This window comes from Streptomyces sp. NPDC059743, from assembly GCF_042732975.1.
Lineage (GTDB): Bacteria > Actinomycetota > Actinomycetes > Streptomycetales > Streptomycetaceae > Streptomyces.
In genome coordinates, this window is the sequence record NZ_JBHWGS010000010.1 from 202,507 (window position 1) to 225,794 (window position 23,288).

A 23,288-nucleotide genomic window follows, 5' to 3' on the forward strand; every position below is an offset into this window, starting at 1 on the left:
GACCGGTGGGGCAAGCACCCCCGAGGCCGAGCCGCCGCCGTCCGTGGAGTCCGGGGCAAACACACTCTCGCCGGACTCCGTGTCGCGCCTCCGGAACGTCTCCGCCGACCAGTACGGAAACCTGCGGCGGCTACGGAGGCACTGGCTACGCGCGGTGGCGTTTCGGGAGCTCCACCGCAGCAGGCCAGACCCTGCAGAACACCCCTGACCGGGCATTGCCTGGAGATCGCCGCCCCGGCGTACGGCGGCGGCAAGCAACGGAGTCCTACCGGGACCGGAGTCCGGGGCCGTCCAGGCCCTGTCCGGCCGCTCCACAACAACGTCAACGCGGTGGACGCGTCCGCGTCGAGCACTCAGCCCTTACGAGCTGAGGTGGTTTCATCGAAGCAGTCCCCCCGGACGGCGAGAGGCGACGAAGCCCGTGCCCTAACAGCCGGTCAGGTCCACGATGAGATCGCAGTACGGGTCGTCCGGTGCGGGCTGGTGGCGTTCTTTTTCCTCGATGAGGGAGGGGAGGGAGGCGGTCAGCGCGGTGAGTGTGTCGGTGAGGTGGATGTCGACACCGATGAGACCGGAGCGGCCCGGATGCTGTACGTACAGGCGCATCAGACCACCGTCTTTCATCACAAAGCCGATCAGGAAGGGGTTTTCGTCGTCGCCGGGGTCGGACAGAGCGCGCAGGACGCTGAGCGCCTGCTCCTCCTCGGGCTCGGGGGCGGGGGTGATCTCCTCCGGGTGAAGGCGGATGAGCGTCATCCCGAGCACGTCGCTGATGTCGTCACTGCTGTAGAGCTGGGTTCCGGACAGGACGGTGCGCAAGATGCCGGGGATGCAGGCGGGGGCCGCGGTGTCATGGGGGATCTCGTAGAGGAACGCCGGTTCCGGGTCCTGGATCGGGGCCCCGATCGACAACGTGACGGCCCACCTCTTGCGTGGCCAGGGCCGCTTCGTGCTCACGCCGCAGTTCCGGCGTGGGGAACACCTGATCGAGCACCCCAAGGACGCGGGCCAGGTTTTCGTGGCGGAGATGCCGGCCGTGGATTTCGTTGGGATCTTCGATGACCTTGCAGCCGTCCTCGACGGCGATCGGAACCAGGGCCGCCCATGACCAGCCAACAGAGCCGTAGAGGCCTTGATCCTCAACGCGCAGCGGCTCGGACGTCTGAAAATCGCCGTTCACCTGCAAGTACAGATACGGATGCTCCCCCGCACCAAGTACCGGCGCCGACATTCAGCACCCGGAAGTTGCGGTCACTCAGGCCCGTCCGCTACTCGATGAGCAGACTTCCAGCCACGACGGGTAGCCGCCTTGCGCAAGCGCCAGGACCTCACCAGGGCACTCACCGGTTTCGGTGAAGAGCTGTACATCTGCGGCCACGATCGTGCCCGGGCCGGTCGCTGCGGGCACAACCTCGCCGGCCGGTATGCGGCCTGCTCACAGGTGGGCGTCCAGGAACTCCCCGAGCGCGGTCCTGGACATCGGACCGCTCCCGGCCGCCATCGCCTCGCCCCGATCGATCAGCACGAAGGAGGGCGCGCCGGTGACGCCGTACCGCCGTACGGGGCCGGGGCACCTTGCGATGTCGGCCCGCACGACGATCAGTCGGCCCTCGTAGGCGTCGGCCACCTCCCGCACCAGGGGATCCATTTCCTTGCATGCTGCTGCGGCCTTGGGCCACACCCCGTGGAAGTACGCGAGCACCGGCACGTCCACCCTCGCCAGGATGAACTCGAACTCGGCGTCCTCATGGGGTTGTTGGACCCTGTTTGCCATCGGCACTCCTTGACGCTCCACTTGATGCGAGGCAGTGGGTGCCTCCTTGTGTCTCCCGACCGCGACGGCCCTACCGCCCGTCAGTGGGCCCTGCGCGCTCGGGCGGCCTTGCGGGCCTCCGCCATCGTGCGCGCCTCCGCGGCCTTGCGGGATTCCTTCGGCGGGCGGCCCGCGCGGGTACCCAGACCCCGGAACGCCGCGTTGCCGGTCTTCGCCCCGTCCTGCACCGGCGGGCGCTTCGCGCCTGTGATGCTGGTCAGCCTCTCCTCGCCGGAGCGAATCTGAGCGACCGTGGGCCGGATCCCGGCGTCCGACATCATCCGGTTCACGTCCCGGCGCTGGCCGGGCGTGACCAGCGTGACTACGCTGCCGGGCTCCCCGGCACGCGCGGTGCGCCCGCCGCGGTGGAGGTAGTCCTTGGGGTCGGAGGGCGGATCCACGTTGACGACGAGGTCCAGGTGCTCGACGTGGATGCCACGGGCAGCGACGTTGGTGGCCACCAGCACCGTGATCTCGCCGTCCTTGAACTGGGCCAGCGTGTGCGTGCGCTGCGGCTGCGACTTCCCGCTGTGCAGAGCACCCGCCTGTATGCCGCTGCTCCGCAAGTGGCGGGTGAACTGGTCCACACCGTGCTTGGTGTCCAGGAACATCAGCACCCGCCCGTCCCGAGCCGCGATCTCGGTGGCTGTCGCGTACTTGTCGGCGGGATGGACGTTCAGTACGTGGTGGTCCATCGTCGCGACCGAGCCCTCCGCCCGGTCGACCGCGGCGAACACCGGCTCACTCAGATATTGCCTGACCAGTTGATCGACGTTGCGGTCGAGCGTCGCGGAGAACAGCATCCGCTGCCCGCCGGGGGGCGTCCGGTCCAGGGTCTCCGAGACCTGCGGCAGGAAACCCATGTCGCACATCTGGTCCGCCTCGTCCAGCACCGCGATCCGCACCCGGTCCAGGTGACAGTCCCGCCGGGCGACGAGATCGGCCAGCCGTCCCGGCGTCGCCACCACGACCTCGGCACCCGCCCGGAGCGCCGCCACCTGCCGGCCGATCGCCAGCCCGCCGACCACAGTCACCGAGCGTAGCCCGAGCGCCTCCGCGTAGGGAGCCAGCGCCTCGCTCACCTGCTGCGCGAGTTCCCTTGTCGGCACCAGGACCAGCGCGAGAGGGCGCTTCGGTTCGGCGCGCCGGCCCGCCGTACGTGCGAGGAGCGCAAGCCCGAAGGCGAGGGTCTTTCCCGAGCCGGTCCGCGCGCGGCCGAGGACATCCCGGCCGGCCAGCGCGCTCGGCAGGGTGGCCGCCTGGATCGGGAATGGCTCCCGTATCCCGAGCCCCGCCAGCACCCCCATCAGCTCGACCGGCAGCTCCAGCTCCGCGAAGGAGCCGGCCGGCGGGAGGCCAGGCGCCAGTGTCCCCGGCACCGAGAACTCGCCCCGCGGGGCCCTCCCCGGGTCGGACCTGCCGGGTCCGGAGCGACCGGAGGCCGACTGCTTCGCCTTCATTGGGGGATCCTCGTTTCGGCGCCCTGAACGGACCTGGGCCCGTACCTTGTCCGGCACGGGCCCAGGCTCTCTGCAAGCGTGACCCAACCTTACCAGCGCGGGCCTCGCGCCGGCCGTCCCGCGGCCCGGCCGGGCACCCGCCCCGGGGATCGTCACGCGCTGAAGGCCGGTAGGGTCTTTCGTTTGGATCTGGCTGGATCAGGGAGCGGGGTCTGGTGCCGTGGATCGCAAGGCGGAGGAGGGAGGCGACGCGGAGCGTCGTCGACTGACGACAACGCGGCGAGGCGCGGTGCCAGGGCACGCGAGCCCAGCAAGATCCAAACGAGAGGCCCTAGGCCCCTCGACATCCGGGATGCTCTTGCCGAGCGGTACAAGGGTTCCTGCCGTAGGTGGCCGGGCGCTGGACGCGGTTGCCCCGCGGCTTGAGACCATGGCGGGCACGGTCGGGGCGCGGGCGATCGGGGAGTTCGGGATCGATGTCTCGCGCTTGCGCTGATACATGACCAGCATGTCCGTGCACGGCTGTCCGTGCACGGCGCATACTCGGCCGAAGGCCAGGACGCCGATTTACGAGTGAGAGCGTGATGGGCCCCTGCTGACGTCCCTCGACGTCGCCGCGCCCGTCCCCCACCGATGAATCCGTAAATCACTTCACATCATTCCGGGAGAACCTATGACCGTGAGCAAGAACATCAACAACCCTGTGGGCATGGGCGGCGGCCAGCGCAAGAGGCTGTCCCGCGCCGAACGGCAGAATAATGGTCCGCACCGCAACCTCGACCGCAAGGGCGCCGCCGACCGGAAGGCGGAGCTGGTGCGCAAGATCCGCGAGAAGGCAGGCGCAGCCGAGGGCGCCGGGCAGACGGGCGACGACGCCGCACAGAGCTGACGCACCACTGTCGCAGGGCGGCACCGCACGGGGCAGGGCCAGGGCCGCGACGCACGGTCCAGGCCCCGCTGCCGTACCGGGGGTCTGCGGCCGTACCGAACGCGGCCACTCCCGCTCAGCTCTCGGCCGACCACCAGCGTCTCAGCCGACCACCCGGGGATGGGCGTGCCACTACGTGCCAGTCAGGACGGTGAACAGCGGTCAGCAGGGGCCCGAACGAAACCACTGCGGCACGCTCCCAGGACGCGTTTCCCCAGGTCAGAGGCAGGCAAGCCTACGCAGTACAGGGCGATTCCCAAGCTCAGAGCGCGAGTTCGATTCTCGTCACCCGCTCCACGACAAACCCCCAGGTCACAGACCCGGGGGCCGTTTGTTATCTAGACCACTTTCACGGCGCGTGCCACCGCGTCCACGTAGGGACCGCTGACCTGTGCAACGGCGCCCACACCGCCGAGTCGGTGTTTCAGGACCAAAGGCAAAAGGCTCATCCATGTTCAGCGCACGAGGATCAGCCCGCAGCTGTACGCACGCGCGTGACCGATGCCCTGGGTAAGGGCGGCGACGAACGTCTCCGGATCGGTGACCGTGAGGTTCCCCTTGATCTCCGCACGAGCGATGCGCAGGCCTTTGTGTGGTGCCGGGCTGGAGACGCGCGGCAGCATGCGCACCGCCAGCCGTTCGGTGTCCGCGTCGGCCCCGATGCGGGTGACACCGTTGGGGGCGACCGCAGGTTCCCCGGACGGTTGCAGCCTGCGCGAGACCCACGTCCTCACGTGCTCGGGACGCGTGTGCGGGACGCGGGTGCCGCGGGACCTAGGCAGTGCACCCGGCGCCGACGGGAGGCTGTAGACCGGGTTGACGACCGTACGGAAGTCGACGCGGTCTCCGATGCGGAAGGTGTGGTCGACGGTCAGGGTCTCCGGTGTCTCGGCCAAGGCGGCCCGGGGAACGCGACTCCAGTCGGCGGGGACGGACGACTGGACCACCAGGTTGAGCCGTGCCTGCCGGAGATCGACGGCCCAGGTCGACAGGATGCCCATCTGGGAGCGGGCGTCGGGGCTGTCGTCATCCACCCAGCCGGGGAAACCGCTCATGACGGTCCGGTGCATGTCCTGTGCGTCGATGAGTGATTTGGCAGCGAGAGGATGCCGGGCGTCCAGGGTCAGCAGGGTCTGTGTGGCGACGAACCTGGCAACCCCGCGCGGGGCTGACGGTACATGCGAGGTGTCGGGGGTCCTGTTCACAGGATGATGTCCCATCCGCGGGCGTGCGAGGCGATGGTAATGCGGTGGCGCTTCTCCCAACGCAGGCTGTGTACGCCTCCGTCAGGACCGAACTGGACCGGCTGGTCCGGCAGGGGGCCGACACCGGGGATCGGGCGCGGACTCTCGATCCAGGCCCACGGGCGTACGCCTGTCACCGGAGCCGACGGCCCACCTTCGTCACCAGGGGCTTCGGGGAGGAGGGCGTGTGTTTCGAACGCGTCTTTGAGGGTGCCCGGGACGACGCCGAGGGCGAGATCACCCGAGGGGGGACATGCCTTGCGACCGAGCCAGAGCAGGCGCTTCGGATGCTCCAGGGCGTGAGCGATGCGCTCCAGGAACGCCGCATCCGGGTGCTCCAGACCGACAAGGAAGGCAGCATCGGCGATGTACCAGCGCTCGGTGATCAAAGCGTGGCGACGGACCTCTTTTGAGACGAGGGCTCCTGAAATCGGGTCCGCGGTGACGTACTTCGGCGAGCCGTACCAGGCTTCCAGTTCCCCGCGCCCGAACGGGCCTGGCTGTGAACCTTCCCCTTCCGCATCCGAGGCCAACACCGCCTTCGCGGCCCGCTGGTGATCGAGCAAGAGATCCCTGGGGCGCAGAGGAAATCTACCTCCGCCGACCGTGTGGTAGTCCCGAAGCGGCGTGCCGGGCCGGTCGGCCCGCACCCCGAAGAGGACCTGCGCGAGTTCTCCGAGGGGCTCCTCCCGGGCGAGGCCCAGTGCTGCGGCGCACAGGCCGATCACGCCCGACTTCGTGGGACGGCTGTGTGTGTCGCGTCGTGCGAACCGGCCGGCCAGGCCCCAGGACTGCAAGGGGCCGGCCAGCCGGACGAGCAGGACGTGGGAGCCGCTCACGGGGTGAGATCCTCGGCGCGCTCCACCACGGTCAACGACTCGGACAGCGACAACTCCCCGAGGAGTCGGTCGATCTCGGGGTCGTACGTGAGCACCCGCGCAGTAAGCAGGTCCTCCCGGCGGCGGCTCACGAAGGTGTGGTGGCGCAGCAGCCTGCGAACAGCGGCGGGACCTGCCGGCCCCTCCCCGCCGGCCGACACCGGGCCTTCGTCCACCGGCCGTTGAAAGGCGGATGCGTAGTTGTAAGGGCGCTCCCCCTCGAAGGCGAGGACGAGGGCGGGAAGAGACCCGGTCGATGCGGTGGAATTCTTCTTGGCCTCGGGAAACGCCTCCACGAAGGAGTTCACGAACTCCTCCTCCGCCTCGGACGCGGCCGTCTCGGCCCCTTCCTCGTCCATTCCCGCCGCCCGAAGATTGGTGCGCAGCTGCGTGCGGTCGAGGACGGCGTGCCGGTAGAAGGTGCCGGAGATCAGCGACTGGTACCCGGTCATTCCGGCACCCGCGTCGTCTGCGGCGTCGAGAAAGCTGAGTGCGTTGCGTTTGCGGTCCAACTTCGCATCGTCTGCCGCTGCGTAGAAGTCCTCGATCTGCTCAGCCTCGTGCACCGTGAAGGCGTGCCCGGTCTGGATGGCGCCGTCGACGTTCGGGGAGTCGGGGATCTCGGCCAGAAAGCGGCCGTAGAGAGCGATGTCCACGGCGTCGCGCGGCGCAAGGGCGAGCAGAACGGCGTCGCGTGTGGCCTTCGGCAGCGGTGGCAGAGCGGCAGCCGCTGCGGATTCCCCCCGCGACGAGGTCTCCTCGGCCTCTTCCGCCGCGTCCGTTTCAGGCGAGGATGCGGGCTTCTTCTTCCCACGGCGGGGCTTCTTCGCCTCCGCGCGGCTCTGGGCTTCGAGATACGCGTCGCGCCACTCCTCAACCTCCATCGCATGTCCCGCGATGTGGTCCGCAATCCTCGCCGCAGCGTCGGACGGCGCGAAGATGAGCACCTTGGTCAGGTTGGCCACCGTCTTCTTCTTCGGGTCGCCGAACTTGAGGCCGCTCGCCTCCATCACCGCGCGCGTCGTCACCAGGGCCTTGTCTTTCTCCCACTGGTGCGCGGACTCCAGTTCGCGGCCGGCCAGGATCGCCCACTCCCGGGTACGGACGCCCATACTGCGGCCTTTGAGTGCCCCACGGCCTGCGTTGGCGCGGTTGCGGGCGTGGACACGCTCGGCACGTCTGCGGGCCTGACTGGTGATCATGTGCCGTTCCACGCCCCCGAAAACAAGGGTCTTGGGCTGGGCGTTCTCGTCCCGAACCGGAAGGACCGCCGCGACGGTCTCGATGAGGTGCAGGGACAGGAACTGGCTTCGAGGTACCTTGGTCACGGGCTGAAGTCCTTCCGCGTCGTCGCTTCGTTCTGTGTTTCCCGGCCTCGTGTCGGCGGGGTGTGGAACTCGACCGACCATCCGTAGGCGACGCGCACCCTGCGATCGTTCCATTTGACGAGATCCTCGGTCAGTTCGGTCCAGGACGGTGGCGGCTGCTCGCAAGACCGCAGCCTGGTGACTGCGTGCTGGAGGTGGCGCCACGGGATGCGCCTGCTGGCGACGATGCGGTTCAGGAGACGCTGGGCTCCGGGGTTCTCGGGCCCACGTCCTGTTCCGTCTCCGATCCAGCGCGCCGCAGCGCCCAGACTGCCGCGACCGTACGAGGGCACGGGGCGCCCTTGGTGATAGATCGCGAACAGGAAGGCCATCCGCTCGAACAAGTCGCGGTGGTCGTCGCCGCCGTACCACCCCGCACGGATGTGGGCGTTGGTGCCCCCTTTGGCCCGGCGCAACTCGGCGAGGGTTCCATAGTCCCGGTTGCGGACGAGAGCGGTGAGCCAGGCGGTGAGCGCGGCGCTGTCGTGCGGAACTGGAGTGCGCTCCGGGCCTGTTCCCACAGAAGGGCTGTTCTCAGTCACGTGCGATCTCCCCTCGCAGTTCGGCCGGAGCCCGGTCTCCGGACATGGCGTCCTCGAAGAGCCGGACGGCCTTGGCCCGCGCACGGTGGTTGCGGTCGTTCGGCGGCAGGCTGTCGAGACGCTGGAGCATCTGGGTACGGGCTGTGGACATGAGGTCAAGTGCGTAGGCGACAAGGGGCTCGGAGACCGGGTCATCGTCCTCCGGCCCCCGGTCGATCACCTCGTCCAGCAGTTCATGGAAGGGATCCTCGGCCACGGGCCAGAAGGCCCATCGGGCGTCGAGCCGTGCCACCTGACCCGCCTCGTCCGCAGTCCTCATGGCAGGGAAGGCGATCTCGGCCGCCACGACGGCCGCGCTCTTCAGAGTCCCCGCGATGTGTTCGGCGACGTCGGAACCCCGGCGCGAAGCACGGTAGAGGTGGGCAGCCATCAGGGGGGCATACGGATAGGCGCCCTGTGCCCAGATGACCGGCAGGGTCTTGTTCGCGAGCAGTCCCACGGCCCACAATTGGTACGGAACGCCTTCGTCTTCCCGCCTGCGAGGGAGGGAACGCAGCCGCGCGTACAAGCCGGTCCGGTCATCCCGGACGGCACTGTAGAGGGCGTGGGCCTGCTGCCAGAGCGCCCTGGTGGGGGACGGCCACAGCGGCTTCTTCACACCACTCGTGGTCGTGCTGAACACGGCGTCCTGGAGGTGGCGCTCCGGATCGAGCACAAGGACCTCGCCGGCTCCCATCAGGACCCGGTCGACCGTGATCTGCCCTCGGGAGCCGCGGGCGGGGCGCAGCAGCACGGAACGCCCGAGAGCGCTGTGCAGGTCTGCGGAGCTTCGCGGCGCTCGGGGCTCGGCCCGCTCCTCGAAACCGCGGCGCGTGGCGCCCGTGGTCCAGGACGTGTTGAGCGGCTCGCCAGATCTGTAGGGTGGGTAGAGATTCAGCCGCAGTGTCTCGCCCAGAGTCCGGCCCAGGGCGACGACTCGAATCCTTCCCGTGAGCCGGCCCGCGGCGAGGTTGGTGACCTTGGCCCCAAGCCGCTTCCCCGACATGCGGGCCCGTCCATAGGGGCCGTAGACGTGTTGCGTGAGCGTGGCCCGGAACGCGTCCGCCGCCGGGAGCGGATTGCCGCGTTCCAGGTGGTGATGGTCGAAATGCTGGTTGTAGTCACCGGCGTGCTCGATGACCAGTTGGGCCGTCCCGGTACCGCTCTCGCGGAGGTCCTCCGCCAGTCGGGAGTTCTGTACCAGGGGGGTGTCAGGGTGGAACAGGTCCCAGGCATCGTCCGGTTGGTCTGCCAACCAGGTGGCGGCGCGTTCGAGGCTTTGCTCGCGGACGACCCACTCACGCCATTCTCTGTCCGAGGACGGGCACGTTCGGGCCGCGAAGCAGATAGCCAGCAGGTGCTCGATGACGGCAACGCTCTCGCCGGGCGAGAGGCAGTCGACGGCGGCCAGTTCATCGGCCTGAGCGAGAAGAGCACACAGGGAGTGATGGGCTGTCGCACCGTCGAGGGTGACGGTGGGGATACAGGGCTTGAAGCGAGGGTCCCAACTGGGTCTCGCCCCGGCCGGATCGCGCGATCGATGGTCAGGCAAACCTTGTTTCACCGCCTTGTGAGTCGACATCCAGGAGGTAACACCGGTGCCGCCGGACAGTCAGGAAGCTAGCAGCCGGTGACGGAAGGCGGCCCGTTTCTTGCCTTGTCCGGCATCAGCCTGGAAGCTGGGGTGTATGGCCACCCCCGCGAATGCGGGGAAAAGCTCCGCCAGCGTCCTTCAGGCTCCCGACGGGCCACTCCCGCGCTCTGCGGGAACACGCTTGCTGGACCTCAACTCACCTTTCACACCCCACTGGACTCCGAAGCCCCATTCAGGCGCCTCGGGGCATAGACTGGGCGGTTGCCGATGCATCGGCAACCCTGGCAGCACCCCGCCGGTAGGCCGGCGGGTCGCGGAGTGGTTCCCGTCCCGTGCGCGCGGAACGGGAACCCTCTACTGCCGGGGTGGGCCGTTCTTGGCGCGCTTACTGCGCCGAGAACGGCCGTCTACCAGAGGTGATCGACCACCTTGGTCACCACCGCGGCAGCCACGATGAGAATCAGGTCCCCTCCGTGGCGCCCCAGCCACTCTCGTACGGCTGCGCCCATAGCACTCCTCCCATGTCGAGACCTCCACCCCTGCGGACGCAGGGCTGGGGGCGTCGACACGGACCACAACAGGCCGCCGCACAGAGAGAGTTCTATACCAACGTCGGGAGAGTATGGGCGAGTTCAGGCCATACTGGGTCCGCGCGACCTTGTCTTCTGCTCAGGCAGCGAACTTCAGGCACCCGAGTTCGACCAATAACCCGAGCACGAAGTCGTCGCAGTCCCTCAACGCGAGCGCCGACGGATGAGGATGCTCAGCGTCGTCCGGGCGTCCTTGCGTCGTGCCGGGGTGGGCGCGAAGACGGAGACGAGGGCCACAACGAACAGCCCGCCCGCGTAAAGCAGCGCGGCGCACGCGCTCAGGGCTACGGTGTAGGAGAGAAGTTGTGGGAAAACGGACACAGTCCATCCTTCCGTCGGAAGCCGTTGCTCGGCTGCTTCGGCGCTGGCTCCAGACTCGCGGCAGCCCGGACCCAGCGGCGAGCTGAACGGGCAACAGCAGCACGATTTCCGCAGCTCAGAGACCACATACCTGACACTGGCATCGAGATTTTCAGCAGTCGAGGGACTGGAACCAGGGGGTAGACCGGTGGACCACGGCTCACGTCATCGTGCACGCCGCGAACTGGGCGCCATGCTGACCAAGTTGAAGGAGCAAGCGGGCCTGAGCTCAGCGCGAGTAGTTCAAGGTCTCGATACTCCTCGCAGCTCATTCCGGGGCTGGAAGGACGGAAAGACCTCTCCGACGCCCGAGCGCGTGGTCGACTTCTGGGCCATCGTGAGAATGCTGCAGCAAACAGTCGGCCAGCCGCTCCACACGGATGCCGAGTGGGAGGCGGCCTTGCGTGCCGCGCAGGAGGAGGGGGCAGCCGGACGGGGGCGACGGACCTCCCAGCCCCACGCCGAGGGCGCGGACCGCCGCTACATCCGAGTGCACGAGCCTGCCTTGGATGTCGCCACAGACAATGTCGAGGGGCGGACCAACGAACGCAGTGTCATGAATGCGTTCCTCAGGGAAACCAGTTCTGGGGCGCCGACGTATCTGTGCTGGCAGTCCGACGCTCCCGTGGGTAAAACAGCGCTGCTGGCCGACTATCTCCAAAGGCACCCGCCGACCGACGTGGACATCCTGAGCTTCTTCGTCTCCTCGGTGCACGGCACCGACACACAGGCAGCCTTCAGCAAGGAAATCGCCGAGCAGATGGGCAAGTTCCTCGGTGAGAAGCCGGACCGCGCCCCTGTGGGCCCCCGGAAGTGGAGACGCCTCTTCGCCGATGCCGCCAAGAAAAGCAAGGAAAACGGTCGGAGACTCGTGCTTGTGGTCGACGGACTCGACGACGACGTGGCCTGGTCCGGCCTCGCTTCCGAGGGCGGGAGCCTGGCGTGCGGTGCCCAGCGGCGGAACGTGGGGCAGTCCGGGAACCCCGAGGCCGAGTCCGGGAACAAAGCCCGGTCGAGGCAGAAACCTGTGCGCGGAAGCATCGCCGCGCTTCTTCCCTCCCCACCCCACTCCGGCATGCGCGTCATCGTCTCCCTGCGACGCAGCGTGCGCTTTCCCGACGACGTGCCCAACGGGCACCCGCTGCGCCAAGCCGAGCACCTGCGCACTCTCCTCCGCGTCCCAGGAGTACCGCCGCTTCGACAGCCGCTGCCGGACACCGGCGCTCTGGGTGAGTCGGTGGCGGAACTGCTCGCCGTATCGGGCGGCGGCCTGCGCATCGCGGACCTGGCGGAGCTGACCGAGCTCTCCGAGGACCGGCTCAACCGCGTGGCGCAGGGACCGGCAGGGCGCGCCATCGTTCTCGACGACCCTGTAGCAGTGACGTACGCCCTGGCTGAACCCCAGCCTGCCGACACGGTGCGCGAGAGCTTGGACAAGGCAGCCGTTGAGCGGCACACCCGCGAGCTGTTGGCCTGGTCGCAGCGGTGGCACGCGGCGGGCTGGCCTGCTGCAACACCCCCCTATCCCTTGGCATATCAGCTCCGCCTGCTGACCGACGGCCCCGAACGCGCTGCTTACGTCCTCGACGTGCGCCGGCTCCGCCGACTCACCAGCACGAGCGGAGCGACCGTTGCCCTCGCTCAACTGGACGCTTTCGAGGAGGAGATCAGCGACGGCGACGGCACTCAAGGGCTGGTGACACTCGTCTCGCTCTGCGCTGTACGGGCTCTGTTGCGTGAAGACCTACGCGAGGTGCCCGACGGGGCGCCCGCACTCCTCGTACGACTGGGGTACGTGGAGCGCGCACGCGGACTCGCCCGCTCAGCGCCAACGCCTTCCGCCAGGGCCGTCCACCTGGCGGACGTGGCGGTGGAGATGGCGTACGCGGCACGAGCCGACCTGGACAGCGTCATACGGGAGGCCGTGGAGTGGCTGGCTCGAAGCCGAGTCGGCGTTGACGGCCGTTCTCCGGTCTCCGCAGACCCTGATGTGTACACGCGGCTCCTTGGTGCCATTCGTACCCTCGTGACACTCGAACGTCCGGACGCCGCCCGGCCGCTGCTACGTGCCGTGGTCCACGATCGGGCGGCCGGTACCGAGGCACTCGTCGCGGCGGCCGGACTGCTGAACACGGTCCACGACGTCGACGTCGTAGCGTTGCTGTACAACCGGGCTGAAGACCTGACCGCAGGTGGAATGCGCGACCGGACAGCCGCGGTGGATCTCTGGGGGGGCACTGGCGCGGGCCGTTCCTTCCCTCAGTCTCCGTGCCGGCGATCACATCGAAGCCATCTGCGCGGATCTCGATCCCTCGGACGGTCTGGAGGCGGTCAGCGTACGGGCCGCCGGCGCCTCGGCCCTGCACCGTCTGCCTGGCAGTCCGCGACACCACAAAGCGACCATACTAATACAGACGGCGGTCGCCGGGCTGAACGGGGTCATCCAGGTGTTGAGCGGCTTCGATGCGCCGTCCGCGTGTCACCGGATTCCCCCTGGGCGTGAACTGGCCACGGCACTCACACGGCTCGCTCAGGCGGTCAAGGACACCAAGGCCAAGGAGGGCGACCTCGACGAGATCAAGCGTCTGCTGAACTCCGCGTCGGAGCAACTGCGCTCGGAGCGACTGCGCGGCGACATACTCGTGGACTCCATGCTCGAACGAGCGCTGTGGGTCGTCGAGGCAGCCGTGGAAGACAAGGCGACGGCGGACAGCGACGCGAGAGCCAAGGCTGATGGCAAGAGGAAGGAGAAGCGCCGGACCCTCGAGCGGCAGAACCTCCATAACAAGGCCCGTGCCGAGGCTTGGTCCGGGGCCAAGGCCGAGAACCCCAACCTGCCGAAGACCTCACTGTCGCAGCGTACGCGGACGAAGCCGGAGCCGCCGGGCTCGGAGGACGTACGAAGTGAGGTACGGCGCCCGTCGACGAGCCGAAACCGGAGCGCACATCGCGCATCCGCCGGAATGCGTTCCCCGGACGACGCTTCGCCGCAGGATGAATCCCACCTCCAGGTACTCCTTGAGGCAGATCACCAGCTGGGCTCGGGCAACCTTCCGCGCAGCCAGGAATTGCTGGAAACCGCCCTACGCCGATCCCCCAGACCATGGACATCGCAGCACGCGGACCATCCTCCCGTCCCGGACAGTTGGACGACGGGCCTGTGCCAAGCACTGGGGACCGTCGGCACGTTCTCCGATGCCGAGGGTCTCGCGGCGGCTCTGCCCGACCCCCAAACCCGCGCGCGACATCTGGCGGCCCTCTCCCTTGGCTGCTCTCTCGGGGATCACGGCGATGCGGCCGTCCGATACGCCCGTGAGGCGGCGAGCCTGGTGTCCGGCCGTACGGAACCGGGTCTGGCGAACGCCGTGGCCCAGGCGTTGGGCCATGCCGGGGACGGACCTGCGGCTTGCGCCATGGCGACAGGCGGTGCCGCGCAGAGGCGGCAGGCGTTGACAGCTGTCGCAGCCGGGCTGGTATCCCACGATCCCGAAGCGGCAGCACGCGTTGTCGAACCTCTCGTAGAAGGGCTGGCATTGCGGATCGAGCCAGGTAGCCCGCTCCGGCTCCTCCCCCAACTCGCCTCGCTGCTTGCTGCCTTCCCGAACGGCAGGGAACCCGATCAGCGGCTGCGTGACGCACTCCACCAGGCCGTGCCTCGCGTGGCCGACACACCCATGCCATGGCACGCACCGTCGATGACCGTCCTTGCCCTACTGCAACGGTTCGGTTACCTCCCTAAGGAGGACTCCGGCACCGTCGCAGTCCTTACGGACAGATGGCAGCAATCGCTCCGCCCGACGCAAGACGCCGGCGCAGAGGTCGCCTTGCTCGCGGCAATGGAGGGTGACGTTGCCGCCGCTTGGGCTCATGCCGAGGCAGCACCGACGGAGAGCGGGCGAACAGCCGCGCTCTGGGCAACCGCCGCCTACCTTTCGGGTATCCAGGTGACCCTGGCCACGGACCACCGGGCCGACGACCGGGTGATCCGGACCTGTCTGGCACTCGCCCGGGCATCTGGCGCTGGAAGTCCCCCTGATGAGACGACGGCTCGCCAGATGACGTGGAAGCTGTTGAAGAGCAACGCGTGGACCCACACAATCCCTCTGCTCCCGCAACTTGCCCCCGAGGCGCTGGAACGCCTGGGCGTGATCGCGCTGGAAACCTGCCGACGCACACAGCACGAGACAGAAACTGGATAATCACCGCTCCGTGGCCCTGAACGTGACGTCCCTCGTCGTGCTGGCCCAGGCCGCCCGAGCCGTCCTCGTGTCCGTCCATTCACAGGCTAGCCCCATCCCAGCCCTTCAGGGCGGTACACCAAGGACAGAAGCAGTCATTCCAACCGACTCGAGTACAGCTCATCGCTCAAATAACCCCTGGTCAGGTACGTGTGGAGTTCTTAGACGCCGTGGATTCCCAAGCTCAGAGCGCGAGTTCGATTCTCGTCACCCGCTCCATATGAAAGCCCCAGGCCAACGGCCCGGGGCTTCGTTGTTGTACCAGCCTGAGCGGCATCACCCACTAGAATGGCCACCAATACGCAGAGCACACGTGCACGAAAAGGCGTGACGGGTGGGGGTCACAAGATGCGCAATGCCGATCTGGATGTGTCGGGGGACGACCTCACCAAGCTTGCGAACGACCTCGACGAGATGCAGCGCTATCTGGAACAGCAGACCCGCAGCATGGACGAGGTCATCGACAAGATCGCCGCGGGCTGGCAGGGCCCCACCGCCACCGCGTATCGCTCCCTGCACCGCGGCGTCGCCGAGGACGCCGTACGCATCCGCCAGGTGATGATCCTCCTCGAAGCGGCCATGCGCGCCTCGCGCGACGGCTTCACCGAGCAGGAGCTCGACACCCTGGTCCGGATCCGGCGGATGCAGGAGAGCGAGGACGTGTCCGCCGCCGCCCGCGCCCTCACCGTGCCCGAACCGGCGCCCGCGCCGGACGCCGACCAGTCGAAGAGCCGCATTCTGGACGTCTGAACCGCGGGGGATCAGCACCATGTCGGACGAAGACCGGATCACTGTCAACTTCGCCACTCTGCAGCGCCTTTCCGGGGACCTGGAGGAGATCCTCCGCGCCCTTGACGAGAAGCTGGACACGCTGTATGGGCGGGCCACCAAGGTCGTACTGAGCTGGGACGGCGAGGCCCGAGAGGCATTCATCGACGAGCTGGACAAGTGGAGCCGCTCTGCCGACGACCTCAAGGCTGCCCAGGCCTGGCTCCACGAGGTCGTGGTCAAGGGGCACCTCAACTACGCCACGGCCAACAGGTCCGTACTCGAGGGCTGGGGAGGCGGTGCCTGATGGCAGGACCGTCCACCCCGGTCCAGTCGCCGGGCGGCAACGGCACCATCGACGTCAAGCCGAGCGACCTGTGGTCGGTCTCCGGCCGGGTCGCCGCGCAGCAGGACTTCCTGGTGCGGGGCGCGAACAAGCTCTTGGAGGAGCTGGGCAAGTACCCCGACGCCGGAGGCGCGGGCACCGAGGCCCAGAAGTTCGCCCAGGCGTACAAGAAGATCGGCAACCGCTGGCTGGAGGTCTGGGGCCGGTCCGTGCTGAGCGTCGGCGGTGTCGCCGTCGGCTTCACCGAGACGGCCAACGCCTACACCAGGGCGGACGCGGCGGCCCACCCCAAGCCCGGCAAGACGGCCGAGCAGCGCCCTCGGCCCGCGGTCATCGACAAGGCCCCGAACTTCGACTCGATACCCGACATCAAATGGGGCGACGACGACGGCGGCGACGACTTCCTGCGCGGTCTGATGGAGGGGATCCCGGAAATCGTACGGGACATCCTCCAGCCACTGTGCAAGAACGTGTTTCGAGTCGGCAGGGTCGCGGACGTCTACCCCTTCCCGCAGCAGCACTACCTCAACTCCCTGTGTCACAGCTGGATGAACGTCTCCATCGTCGTGACGATGGGGGCGGACCAGCTCATCCAGGCCGTCGGTGCCATCACCAACCACCAGCAGGCCGACTGGGAAGCCGCCATGCGGACCTTCTGCAGCGCCCTGTGGGGAGGGACGGCCTGGGGGCGGCAGCGGCACGGCTACCAGTGGGCGCAGACCGCCGGCTCCGGCCAGGGCACGCCTCGCGTCCCCACGGGCAGCCAGCCCGTCATGGCCGTACTGAAGGACACGGCCGACGACATCGCCACCGTCCTGCGCGAGTACGCGGAGGCCGCCGTCGACCTGAACCGCGATGTCGCGGACGAGCTCCAGCGCGCCATGTGGAAGGCCGCCAAGGAGATTCTCGAGGACCTGGCCAAGCCCAAGGACCCCAAGAGCGTCCTCGGCGCCGTCACGTCCGTGATTGGCAAGGGTGCGGGCCTGATCCTGTCGTTCGACGTCAAGACCGTGCTCAACATCGACACGGGCAGGCTGAACGGGATCGTCGACAAGTACACCGGCATCCTGGAGGGTCTGACCACCCGCATGGAGGCGCTGAAGGAGCCGCTGGACGAGGCGTACCTGAGCGCCCCCAAGTTCGAGGCCGGCGTCGCCCGTGCGCACGGCTTCGGGGCGCGGGCCCTGGAGGAGTTCAAAGACTCGCAGGTCTGGCTGAAGGTCGACTCGAACGGCAACTACGACCTCAACCTCGCCGCCAACGAGTACATGGAGAACGGCCACACCCTGGACAAGCACGTCGGCAAGACGGACGAGCAGCTCGCGCAGCGCCTGCGTGACCAGCAGTCGAACGGCCCGACCCAGGCCTGGCCGCACGGCAAGCCGATCCCCAGCAGCTCTTCGGCCTTCCCGAACTACCAGCGGGCGGAGGGACTGACGGAGTACAACCTCAACAAGAACAAGGCCTCCATCGAGGCGTGGATCAAGGGCCCGCCCCCGCCGCCCGACGGCGAGGTCCAGTCGTTCTACGCGACGGCGCCCAACGGCGAGACCAGCGGCCGCAGCGTGAGCAAGCAGCCGACGGACCCCAACGACCCGCTGTCCGGGTACAAGCAGGGCGGGCTCAACGCCAAGGCGTACGACGTGACCGGCATCGACACGCGGCTCAAGTACGACAGCAGCCGCACACCGCCGTTCACCGTCATGACGTCGATGCCCTCCAAATCCTAGCGCCCCGCCGAGAAAGGCCAGCACTACATGTCCGTCGACCAGACGTCCTGGGAAGCCGCGGTACGCCACCTGTACAGGGACGCGTACGCGTACATCGCCACTGGCCCGCGCCGCCACGAGGACTGGACGCTCGACGTCCTCGCGCTGATGGCCCGGGTCGTCCCGGACCCCCGGGGCTGGGCCCGCGTCGACGACGCGGAGAAGGACCCCGAGCGCGTGGGGAACCCCACGTGGCCCTTCGCCGTCCACCCCCCGGAGTATGTCGCGCCGCGCCTCAAGGCGATCGACCGGGACAGTGCCGAGAACCTGCTCCTGGCCCTCACCGAGGGCGGCTGCACCCTGTCCAACCTCCGATACTTCGACGAGTCTGCGGACGAGCTGAGGGCGATGGCGCGCACGATCCTGGCCCGTTACGGGGACGAGGCCACCTATCGCACCAACGTCAGCAAGACCGGCAGCGCGCCCGGCACACTCGACTTCACGCTGGAGAACCTGGGGTACAGCCCGCTGAGCGTCTTCACGGAGGACTGCGGCCTGGTCGTCGTCTCAAACACCGAGGTCGGCCTGTTCTGGAACTTCAACGACCTGTGATCCGGCTCCCAATCCGTGCCAGCGCAGCTCCTGAGCAGGTGATTTGAGAGGATGCCCCTGTGCTGACCCGTTCCGCTTCCTACCCAGACCGGGAGACCGCCCAATGGGCCACCCAGCAGGTGGTGACCGCCAACGAGCAGGCCATCCACCGTTGGCTCGCCCAGAACACCCGGGCCCGCCTCACCATCGAGGCCGCCTGGCCGTCCCGCGAGGAGCCCGTGGGCCGGGTCCAGCTGGAAGCCGAACTGCTGGCGGGCCGCGGGCCCGCCGACGTCCGCGCAGCACGCGTGGTGCTGCGCCGCGAGCCGTCGAGCCCGCACGGCTTCGTCGTCCACACGACCATCCCGTTCTACCTGTAGGGGCCGTACGCACATGTCCATGAAGCCCCTCGAACACGACCGCCGGTACGGCGAGTTGGACCAGGTGATGCGCGCGTACCTGGGTCAGCCAGCCGACGACACCCCGGAGAGGCACAGCCGCGCGCTGGACGCGTACCTCCGTCATACCTGGCACACCCGCCCCTCGGCCATCGCGGAGGCGGAGCGCCAGTTGCGCGAATACAGCCGCAACCCTCCGGGCCGCATCCGGCGCGGCCTGGGCGAGTTCTACGCGATCCCGGACACCGAAATGCCCCAGTCGGAGATCGGCGACTGGCTGATGGTGCTGGCCGACCACCTGAAGAAGAGCATCGAGGAAGGCGACGTCCCGGAACCGTCGTCCCCGCAAACGCACTGGGAGTGGCGCGCACGCTTCCCGGAGGCCGCGCAACTGCTCGGCGGCTGGTTCTCGCAGGACATCGTCGAAGAGTTCCCCGATCACGACGTCGCCGTCGCCGACTACGCCGCCACCACCGACCCCCAGCTGGTCGCGCGCCTCGTGGGAGAACTCCACGAGTTGCTCGCGCTCCCCCTGGAGGAGGCGGACTACGCCCTGGCAGCCGCCGAACTCGGCATGGAGGTCGGCCCGCCCGAGCCATTCTCCTACGGCGCCTGGTTCCAGTCGCTGGCGACGACGCTGTCCAGCATCTGATCCAGCCTTGAGGCCGCCATTCGCTCTCGGACGAAGCCCCAGGTCAGCGGAGTTCGTCGTTGTCCAGATCGACCAAGGTCGGCGGACGCAACGCCGGAACCGACGCCTCGGCATCACGGCCTCCACCGAACCGACGAAAATGACCAGGCTGCCGCGCCGGCAGACCCTGGCGGCTTTTCATCGCGCATACGATCGACACCACCGGGGAAGCTGCGGGGCGATGTCCACGCAGATCGCCCGCCGGAGCCCGGTGTCGGCAGGCGCCGTTTCCTCGGTGGGGAGGGTCGCCGTCACCGTTGCCACCGCCCGTGCCGGACAACGGCATCGTCGGCGACCAGGGCACCAGCGACGGCCCTGCGGGGCTGACCAGCAGCAGCACGGCGAGCACGGGCAGGCCGGCGATGCCGCGGGCAGACAACAACCCGTACAGGTAGGGGTTGCGGGCTCGCAGCGCTTTCCGGCTCCGGCTCCGCTGCCGCACCGGGATGGGTGCGGGGGGCGGTCGCACCCGCCACGCCACGGCCCAGCGCCGTGCCCACGCCCGTACCCACGCCGATCCCGGCCAGGGCTCCCAGGCCGGCGACGGCTGGAAGTTGGGGCAGGCACAGAGGTCCGGACGGGACCACCTACTCGCAGCGCACCTAGCGCACGAGCCTCAAGAAGCGACCGCGCTCATCCCTAACTATTGCCGGGGCGAATCACCGTCAGAGAGCCGACCCCGTCGGCATGCCTCTCACCAGAGACCGCCCCAGGAGGCGCCTCTACGGGTGCCGCGTGCCGCTACGTGCCATTCAGAGGGGTAAACAGCGGTCACTACGGACACTGTCCGGCCACTGCCCAGGAGCACATCCGCAAGGGTTTCTGCTGGTCAGAGGCGTCCATGGCGATCAAGCGCTGGGCGATTCCCAAGCTCAGAGCGCGAGTTCGATTCTCGTCACCCGCTCCACGACGAAGGCCCAGGTCAGTGACCCGGGGGTTACTTGTTGTCTAGACCATTTCAAGACCGCGTGCCAAGCGTGACCTGGGTGTTCCTCCAGGGCCAAGGGGTGGAGACCGTATCCTCACTCCTGCCGCCGCTCAGCGGATTGAGAAGGCGAGGGATGCCAAAATTGCTTCCGGCGAGCTTGTCGAAAAGATGAGGCGTGAGCGCGACGAGGCCGAGTCTAAGATTGTCACTTACGAGGCCACAATCGCCGGAATGCACGTGACCATGGAACACTTCATGCGCCTGCTGCGGTCGCAGAGTTCGTCGTGCAACTGCTCGGCCCGTAATTCCTCCTCACCCCCTGGCAGCAGGGCAATACTGAGCCTTTCAGTTCCAAACTACCTGCCAAGCGGGCTCTACCTAGTTCGGAGTGCCGATGTCGAACGCCGTCACTGATGTGCCCAAGGTTGTGTGGCACGCCGACGAGACCGGTCTTGTGACCGTGCAGGCGCAGCCAGCGTGGTGGCGGAAGTGGGGGCAGGACGCCGGCTGGCCGGAGTACGCCGAGATGTTCGCACAGGCCGGTGAGAAAGCACGCTCTGACGATGTATGCGGAGCCCTGGGGCGCACCACCTACCGGCCCTGCCGCCACAACACCCGGCGGTACGGACCCTGCCCGCACCACTGTGAGACGCCGCAGCGTTTCCACTGCGCCACGGAGCGGAAGAAGGGCGGCTGGTGCCGGTGGGATCTCAGAAAGGGCGCTTGCACGCACCATCCCGACTCCTACGACGAGTACATGGCAGCGGTCCGCGCTGATGAAGAGGAGGAACTGCGGCGGCAGGCGGTTCGCGAGCACGAACTTCGCAAGGCGGTGGAGAAACGGCGCGCCGGGACTTTGAGAGTGGCGTGCCCGTACTGTGACGCTCGGCCCGGTGGGAGTTGTGTGACACGGAACGGTGAGAAGCAGCCCAAGCTGCACGCGGCCCGGGAAAGCCTGTGGCTCCAAACCGAAACAGCCAGCGCAGCGGCCTGCTCCTACTGCAAGGCGGCAGTCGGCGAACTGTGCCGCACATCCAGCGGGAAGATCGCCAATCAGGCCCACAGCGGCCGGTGACTCCTTCCTCCCCACACTCGACGCGACCGTCACGAGGCAAGAGGGACGGCATGTCGCCACAACAAGAAGACCTGAACGTCCGAGCCGTCCGGGTCTTCGGAACGGCCGCAGGCGGCGGCGTCAACTGGCCCTACGGAGTTGCCACGCCATCACGGTGGCACTACCGCAACGACCAGACACTCGACCGACATGAGGCGGCAGTACAGGACCGCAGGGCGGCACAGGAGAAGGTAACGGACTGGGCTGAAAATTACGGACTACGCCAGAGCAGCGCAGACTGCTGCCCCCTGCTGCTGCAACGACGACGCAGGCGGCGCTGCTCGTTCGGGACCAGTGCCTGTACTCGGTACGGCACTCCTGCTCCCGACCGCGGCTGGCTGGCCCACGCCAGGCTCTGGAACAAAAACCAAGCACCGGCGGTCATCACCTCAGCGCCCTACGGCATCGGCCCGGACGACCGGATCCGCCCTGGCATGGTGGTTGGAACAGGAACCACGTTTTCGCGTGGCCTATGGCAACGAAGGGTGGTATGGCCTCAGCACCTCGCAGATCGTGCTGTGGAGGGTGGATCTCAACGAGACCGTCGCCCCGGCCTAACAGCTGATTGCGGCTCGGCAACCACCGCTGTCAGAGTGCATGATGCCGAACCAGATCTCCAGGAACAACTAGGTTGCCCCAGCCTGGTTCTGTTGACAGTTCTTAGGGGTGTCCATGCCCCTCATGCGACATAATGACAGGGCGTCAGCCGCACATACGAGGTGATCATGCAGCTTCCCTCAGTTGGCAGGGAAGGGCCCCGCCACGAAGACCACTGCAACGCCGAACTGTGCTGCCGATGCCAGCTACGGCTGTGGGACGCTCACGTTGCCGGAGAACGCCTGTGTCAGCTGTGCGCGAAGTGCTGCGGCTCGTGCGGACGACTGCCTGCATCCCACCTGGACGGCCTGCCCGACGGCCTGTGCGCGGCTTGTCGCGGCGCCTGCGAGACCTGCGGTAAGAGCCTGGCAGCCACTGACATCCGGCGCTGCTCGAAGTGCGTGCGTCCCTCCCCTAGCCCAGGTAACGATCCCGTCGCTTTCGTCCTCCGCCGTATGCCACAGGCGTTGCTGGATGCAATGTACGGGCGGTTGCCGGCCGATGTGTACCGGGCTGTGGGCGAACAACTGGACCGTCGTACTCCTCAGCAGCTTGCAGACCGGGTCGAGCGGCGGTGGTTCGGCCGGTGGGCGCATGCTCTGCGTGTCAAAGACGAGGATGGCCGGTTGATGTGGTCCGCCGAAGAGATCGCCCGCTGGCTCCTCGTCCCTCCTTCGTGTTCCGTCCCGGACTGCGAGGACGGTGTTTTGCTGTCCTCGGATCGGTCCTGCCAGCAGTGCAGTTCACCCGAATATCGCTTCGTCCCCGGAACTGGTCACGTCTCCACCGATAGGACCCGTCGGGCAGCCCTTGCGGAGATGAGGGAGACGTTGCGTGCTAGCCCTCATCGCACCGGCGCCGGCCACAAGACTCACTATTCGAAGCCCGTCGACCCTGCGGCCATCGATCAGGCACTTGAACGTGTCCGAGCCCGCATAGCTGATCCGCAGAATCCCCGGCTGCTCGAGCCACCGCTTGCTGAGGAACCCGGCCCTGAGGACAGCATCATCCTGGCGGCCCGCGCCGCCCGTCAGGACCCCATTCAGGAAGCCGCCTTGGCTCGTGCCCGTGCTGAGCGATCCCGCCGACGAAC

21 protein-coding genes are annotated in these 23,288 nt (G+C 67.9%); 11 read left to right on the forward strand and 10 right to left on the reverse strand.

Annotated elements, in window-relative coordinates:
• Window positions 1-426: 426 nt before the first annotated feature.
• Window positions 427-912 (reverse strand): hypothetical protein, encoded by a 486-nt coding sequence (locus ACFV6H_RS19555; protein ID WP_385543511.1) that lies wholly within the window; start codon window positions 910-912, stop codon window positions 427-429.
• 1 nt (window position 913) lies between these two features.
• Here ACFV6H_RS19555 and ACFV6H_RS19560 point away from each other — a divergent pair, with 1 nt between their 5' ends.
• Complete coding sequence (locus tag ACFV6H_RS19560) at window positions 914-1,108, forward strand: hypothetical protein (RefSeq protein WP_385543514.1); 195 nt, start codon at window positions 914-916, stop codon at window positions 1,106-1,108.
• Window positions 1,109-1,435: 327 nt separating this feature from the next.
• Here ACFV6H_RS19560 and ACFV6H_RS19565 read toward each other — a convergent pair whose 3' ends face one another.
• Together ACFV6H_RS19565 and ACFV6H_RS19570 are read right to left on the reverse strand one after the other, a co-directional pair.
• A complete protein-coding gene (locus tag ACFV6H_RS19565) occupies window positions 1,436-1,774 on the reverse strand; it encodes a thioredoxin family protein (protein ID WP_382854488.1) in 339 nt (112 codons plus the stop codon).
• Between the two features lie 80 nt (window positions 1,775-1,854).
• Window positions 1,855-3,273: a DEAD/DEAH box helicase gene (locus tag ACFV6H_RS19570; RefSeq protein WP_385543518.1), complete on the reverse strand. Its 1,419-nt coding sequence runs from the start codon at window positions 3,271-3,273 to the stop codon at window positions 1,855-1,857.
• 673 nt (window positions 3,274-3,946) lie between these two features.
• Between ACFV6H_RS19570 and ACFV6H_RS19575 the strand changes: the two genes are divergently transcribed.
• Complete coding sequence (locus ACFV6H_RS19575; protein WP_384783190.1) at window positions 3,947-4,162, forward strand: DUF6243 family protein; 216 nt, start codon at window positions 3,947-3,949, stop codon at window positions 4,160-4,162.
• Window positions 4,163-4,656: 494 nt separating this feature from the next.
• On the opposite strand, the gene ACFV6H_RS19580 is transcribed toward ACFV6H_RS19575, so the two are convergent.
• The 6 genes from ACFV6H_RS19580 to ACFV6H_RS19605 all read right to left on the reverse strand — a co-directional run bounded on the left by ACFV6H_RS19580 (window position 4,657) and on the right by ACFV6H_RS19605 (window position 10,776).
• Window positions 4,657-5,421, reverse strand: coding sequence for a type I-E CRISPR-associated protein Cas6/Cse3/CasE (locus ACFV6H_RS19580; RefSeq protein ID WP_385543522.1), 765 nt, complete (start codon window positions 5,419-5,421; stop codon window positions 4,657-4,659).
• On the reverse strand, window positions 5,403-6,284 hold the full coding sequence (gene cas5e / locus ACFV6H_RS19585) for a type I-E CRISPR-associated protein Cas5/CasD (protein WP_385543525.1): 882 nt from the start codon (window positions 6,282-6,284) through the stop codon (window positions 5,403-5,405). Before cas5e ends, ACFV6H_RS19580 begins: the two co-directional genes overlap by 19 nt.
• The gene (locus ACFV6H_RS19590; RefSeq protein ID WP_385543528.1) at window positions 6,281-7,651 is read right to left on the reverse strand and encodes a type I-E CRISPR-associated protein Cas7/Cse4/CasC; all 1,371 of its coding nucleotides are present in this window, start codon (window positions 7,649-7,651) and stop codon (window positions 6,281-6,283) included. Before ACFV6H_RS19590 ends, cas5e begins: the two co-directional genes overlap by 4 nt.
• Window positions 7,648-8,232, reverse strand: coding sequence for a type I-E CRISPR-associated protein Cse2/CasB (gene casB, locus ACFV6H_RS19595; RefSeq protein ID WP_385543531.1), 585 nt, complete (start codon window positions 8,230-8,232; stop codon window positions 7,648-7,650). Before casB ends, ACFV6H_RS19590 begins: the two co-directional genes overlap by 4 nt.
• Window positions 8,225-9,853, reverse strand: coding sequence for a type I-E CRISPR-associated protein Cse1/CasA (locus tag ACFV6H_RS19600; protein ID WP_385543534.1), 1,629 nt, complete (start codon window positions 9,851-9,853; stop codon window positions 8,225-8,227). Before ACFV6H_RS19600 ends, casB begins: the two co-directional genes overlap by 8 nt.
• Before the next feature lie 746 nt (window positions 9,854-10,599).
• Window positions 10,600-10,776, reverse strand: a complete 177-nt coding sequence (locus ACFV6H_RS19605; RefSeq protein WP_382870917.1) for a hypothetical protein — start codon at window positions 10,774-10,776, stop codon at window positions 10,600-10,602.
• Between the two features lie 232 nt (window positions 10,777-11,008).
• Between ACFV6H_RS19605 and ACFV6H_RS19610 the strand changes: the two genes are divergently transcribed.
• From ACFV6H_RS19610 to ACFV6H_RS19645, 8 genes are all read left to right on the forward strand, one after another.
• Window positions 11,009-13,318, forward strand: a complete 2,310-nt coding sequence (locus tag ACFV6H_RS19610) for a hypothetical protein (protein WP_385543538.1) — start codon at window positions 11,009-11,011, stop codon at window positions 13,316-13,318.
• Window positions 13,266-15,014 (forward strand): hypothetical protein, encoded by a 1,749-nt coding sequence (locus tag ACFV6H_RS19615; RefSeq protein WP_385543541.1) that lies wholly within the window; start codon window positions 13,266-13,268, stop codon window positions 15,012-15,014. Before ACFV6H_RS19610 ends, ACFV6H_RS19615 begins: the two co-directional genes overlap by 53 nt.
• Before the next feature lie 387 nt (window positions 15,015-15,401).
• Window positions 15,402-15,803, forward strand: a complete 402-nt coding sequence (locus ACFV6H_RS19620; RefSeq protein WP_385543544.1) for a WXG100 family type VII secretion target — start codon at window positions 15,402-15,404, stop codon at window positions 15,801-15,803.
• A 19-nt stretch (window positions 15,804-15,822) separates the two neighbouring features.
• Entirely contained in the window at window positions 15,823-16,128 is a 306-nt protein-coding gene (locus ACFV6H_RS19625; RefSeq protein WP_385543547.1) for a WXG100 family type VII secretion target, read from the forward strand.
• Entirely contained in the window at window positions 16,128-17,897 is a 1,770-nt protein-coding gene (locus ACFV6H_RS19630; RefSeq protein ID WP_385543550.1) for an RNase A-like domain-containing protein, read from the forward strand. The genes ACFV6H_RS19625 and ACFV6H_RS19630 overlap by 1 nt, the downstream gene beginning before the upstream one ends.
• A gap of 27 nt (window positions 17,898-17,924) precedes the next feature.
• Window positions 17,925-18,488 (forward strand): hypothetical protein, encoded by a 564-nt coding sequence (locus tag ACFV6H_RS19635; protein WP_385543553.1) that lies wholly within the window; start codon window positions 17,925-17,927, stop codon window positions 18,486-18,488.
• 59 nt (window positions 18,489-18,547) lie between these two features.
• On the forward strand, window positions 18,548-18,847 hold the full coding sequence (locus ACFV6H_RS19640) for an RNase A-like domain-containing protein (protein WP_385543556.1): 300 nt from the start codon (window positions 18,548-18,550) through the stop codon (window positions 18,845-18,847).
• A gap of 13 nt (window positions 18,848-18,860) precedes the next feature.
• Window positions 18,861-19,517 (forward strand): contact-dependent growth inhibition system immunity protein, encoded by a 657-nt coding sequence (locus ACFV6H_RS19645; RefSeq protein ID WP_385543559.1) that lies wholly within the window; start codon window positions 18,861-18,863, stop codon window positions 19,515-19,517.
• Between the two features lie 43 nt (window positions 19,518-19,560).
• On the opposite strand, the gene ACFV6H_RS19650 is transcribed toward ACFV6H_RS19645, so the two are convergent.
• Window positions 19,561-19,938 carry a hypothetical protein gene (locus ACFV6H_RS19650; protein ID WP_385543562.1) on the reverse strand — a complete coding sequence of 126 codons (378 nt, stop codon included), beginning with the start codon at window positions 19,936-19,938 and terminating at the stop codon, window positions 19,561-19,563.
• A 940-nt stretch (window positions 19,939-20,878) separates the two neighbouring features.
• Here ACFV6H_RS19650 and ACFV6H_RS19655 point away from each other — a divergent pair.
• Window positions 20,879-21,559, forward strand: coding sequence for a hypothetical protein (locus ACFV6H_RS19655; protein ID WP_385543565.1), 681 nt, complete (start codon window positions 20,879-20,881; stop codon window positions 21,557-21,559).
• Window positions 21,560-23,288: the final 1,729 nt, after the last annotated feature.

Coding starts and splice junctions, on each gene's coding strand:
- ACFV6H_RS19565 (WP_382854488.1), bottom strand. CDS start 1,774: ATGGCAAACAGGGTCCAACAACCCCATGAGGACGCCGAGTTCGAGTTC.
- ACFV6H_RS19570 (WP_385543518.1), bottom strand. CDS start 3,273: ATGAAGGCGAAGCAGTCGGCCTCCGGTCGCTCCGGACCCGGCAGGTCC.
- ACFV6H_RS19575 (WP_384783190.1), top strand. CDS start 3,947: ATGACCGTGAGCAAGAACATCAACAACCCTGTGGGCATGGGCGGCGGC.
- ACFV6H_RS19580 (WP_385543522.1), bottom strand. CDS start 5,421: ATGGGACATCATCCTGTGAACAGGACCCCCGACACCTCGCATGTACCG.
- ACFV6H_RS19600 (WP_385543534.1), bottom strand. CDS start 9,853: ATGTCGACTCACAAGGCGGTGAAACAAGGTTTGCCTGACCATCGATCG.
- ACFV6H_RS19610 (WP_385543538.1), top strand. CDS start 11,009: ATGCTGACCAAGTTGAAGGAGCAAGCGGGCCTGAGCTCAGCGCGAGTA.
- ACFV6H_RS19620 (WP_385543544.1), top strand. CDS start 15,402: ATGCGCAATGCCGATCTGGATGTGTCGGGGGACGACCTCACCAAGCTT.
- ACFV6H_RS19625 (WP_385543547.1), top strand. CDS start 15,823: ATGTCGGACGAAGACCGGATCACTGTCAACTTCGCCACTCTGCAGCGC.
- ACFV6H_RS19630 (WP_385543550.1), top strand. CDS start 16,128: ATGGCAGGACCGTCCACCCCGGTCCAGTCGCCGGGCGGCAACGGCACC.
- ACFV6H_RS19635 (WP_385543553.1), top strand. CDS start 17,925: ATGTCCGTCGACCAGACGTCCTGGGAAGCCGCGGTACGCCACCTGTAC.
- ACFV6H_RS19645 (WP_385543559.1), top strand. CDS start 18,861: ATGTCCATGAAGCCCCTCGAACACGACCGCCGGTACGGCGAGTTGGAC.
- ACFV6H_RS19655 (WP_385543565.1), top strand. CDS start 20,879: ATGTCGAACGCCGTCACTGATGTGCCCAAGGTTGTGTGGCACGCCGAC.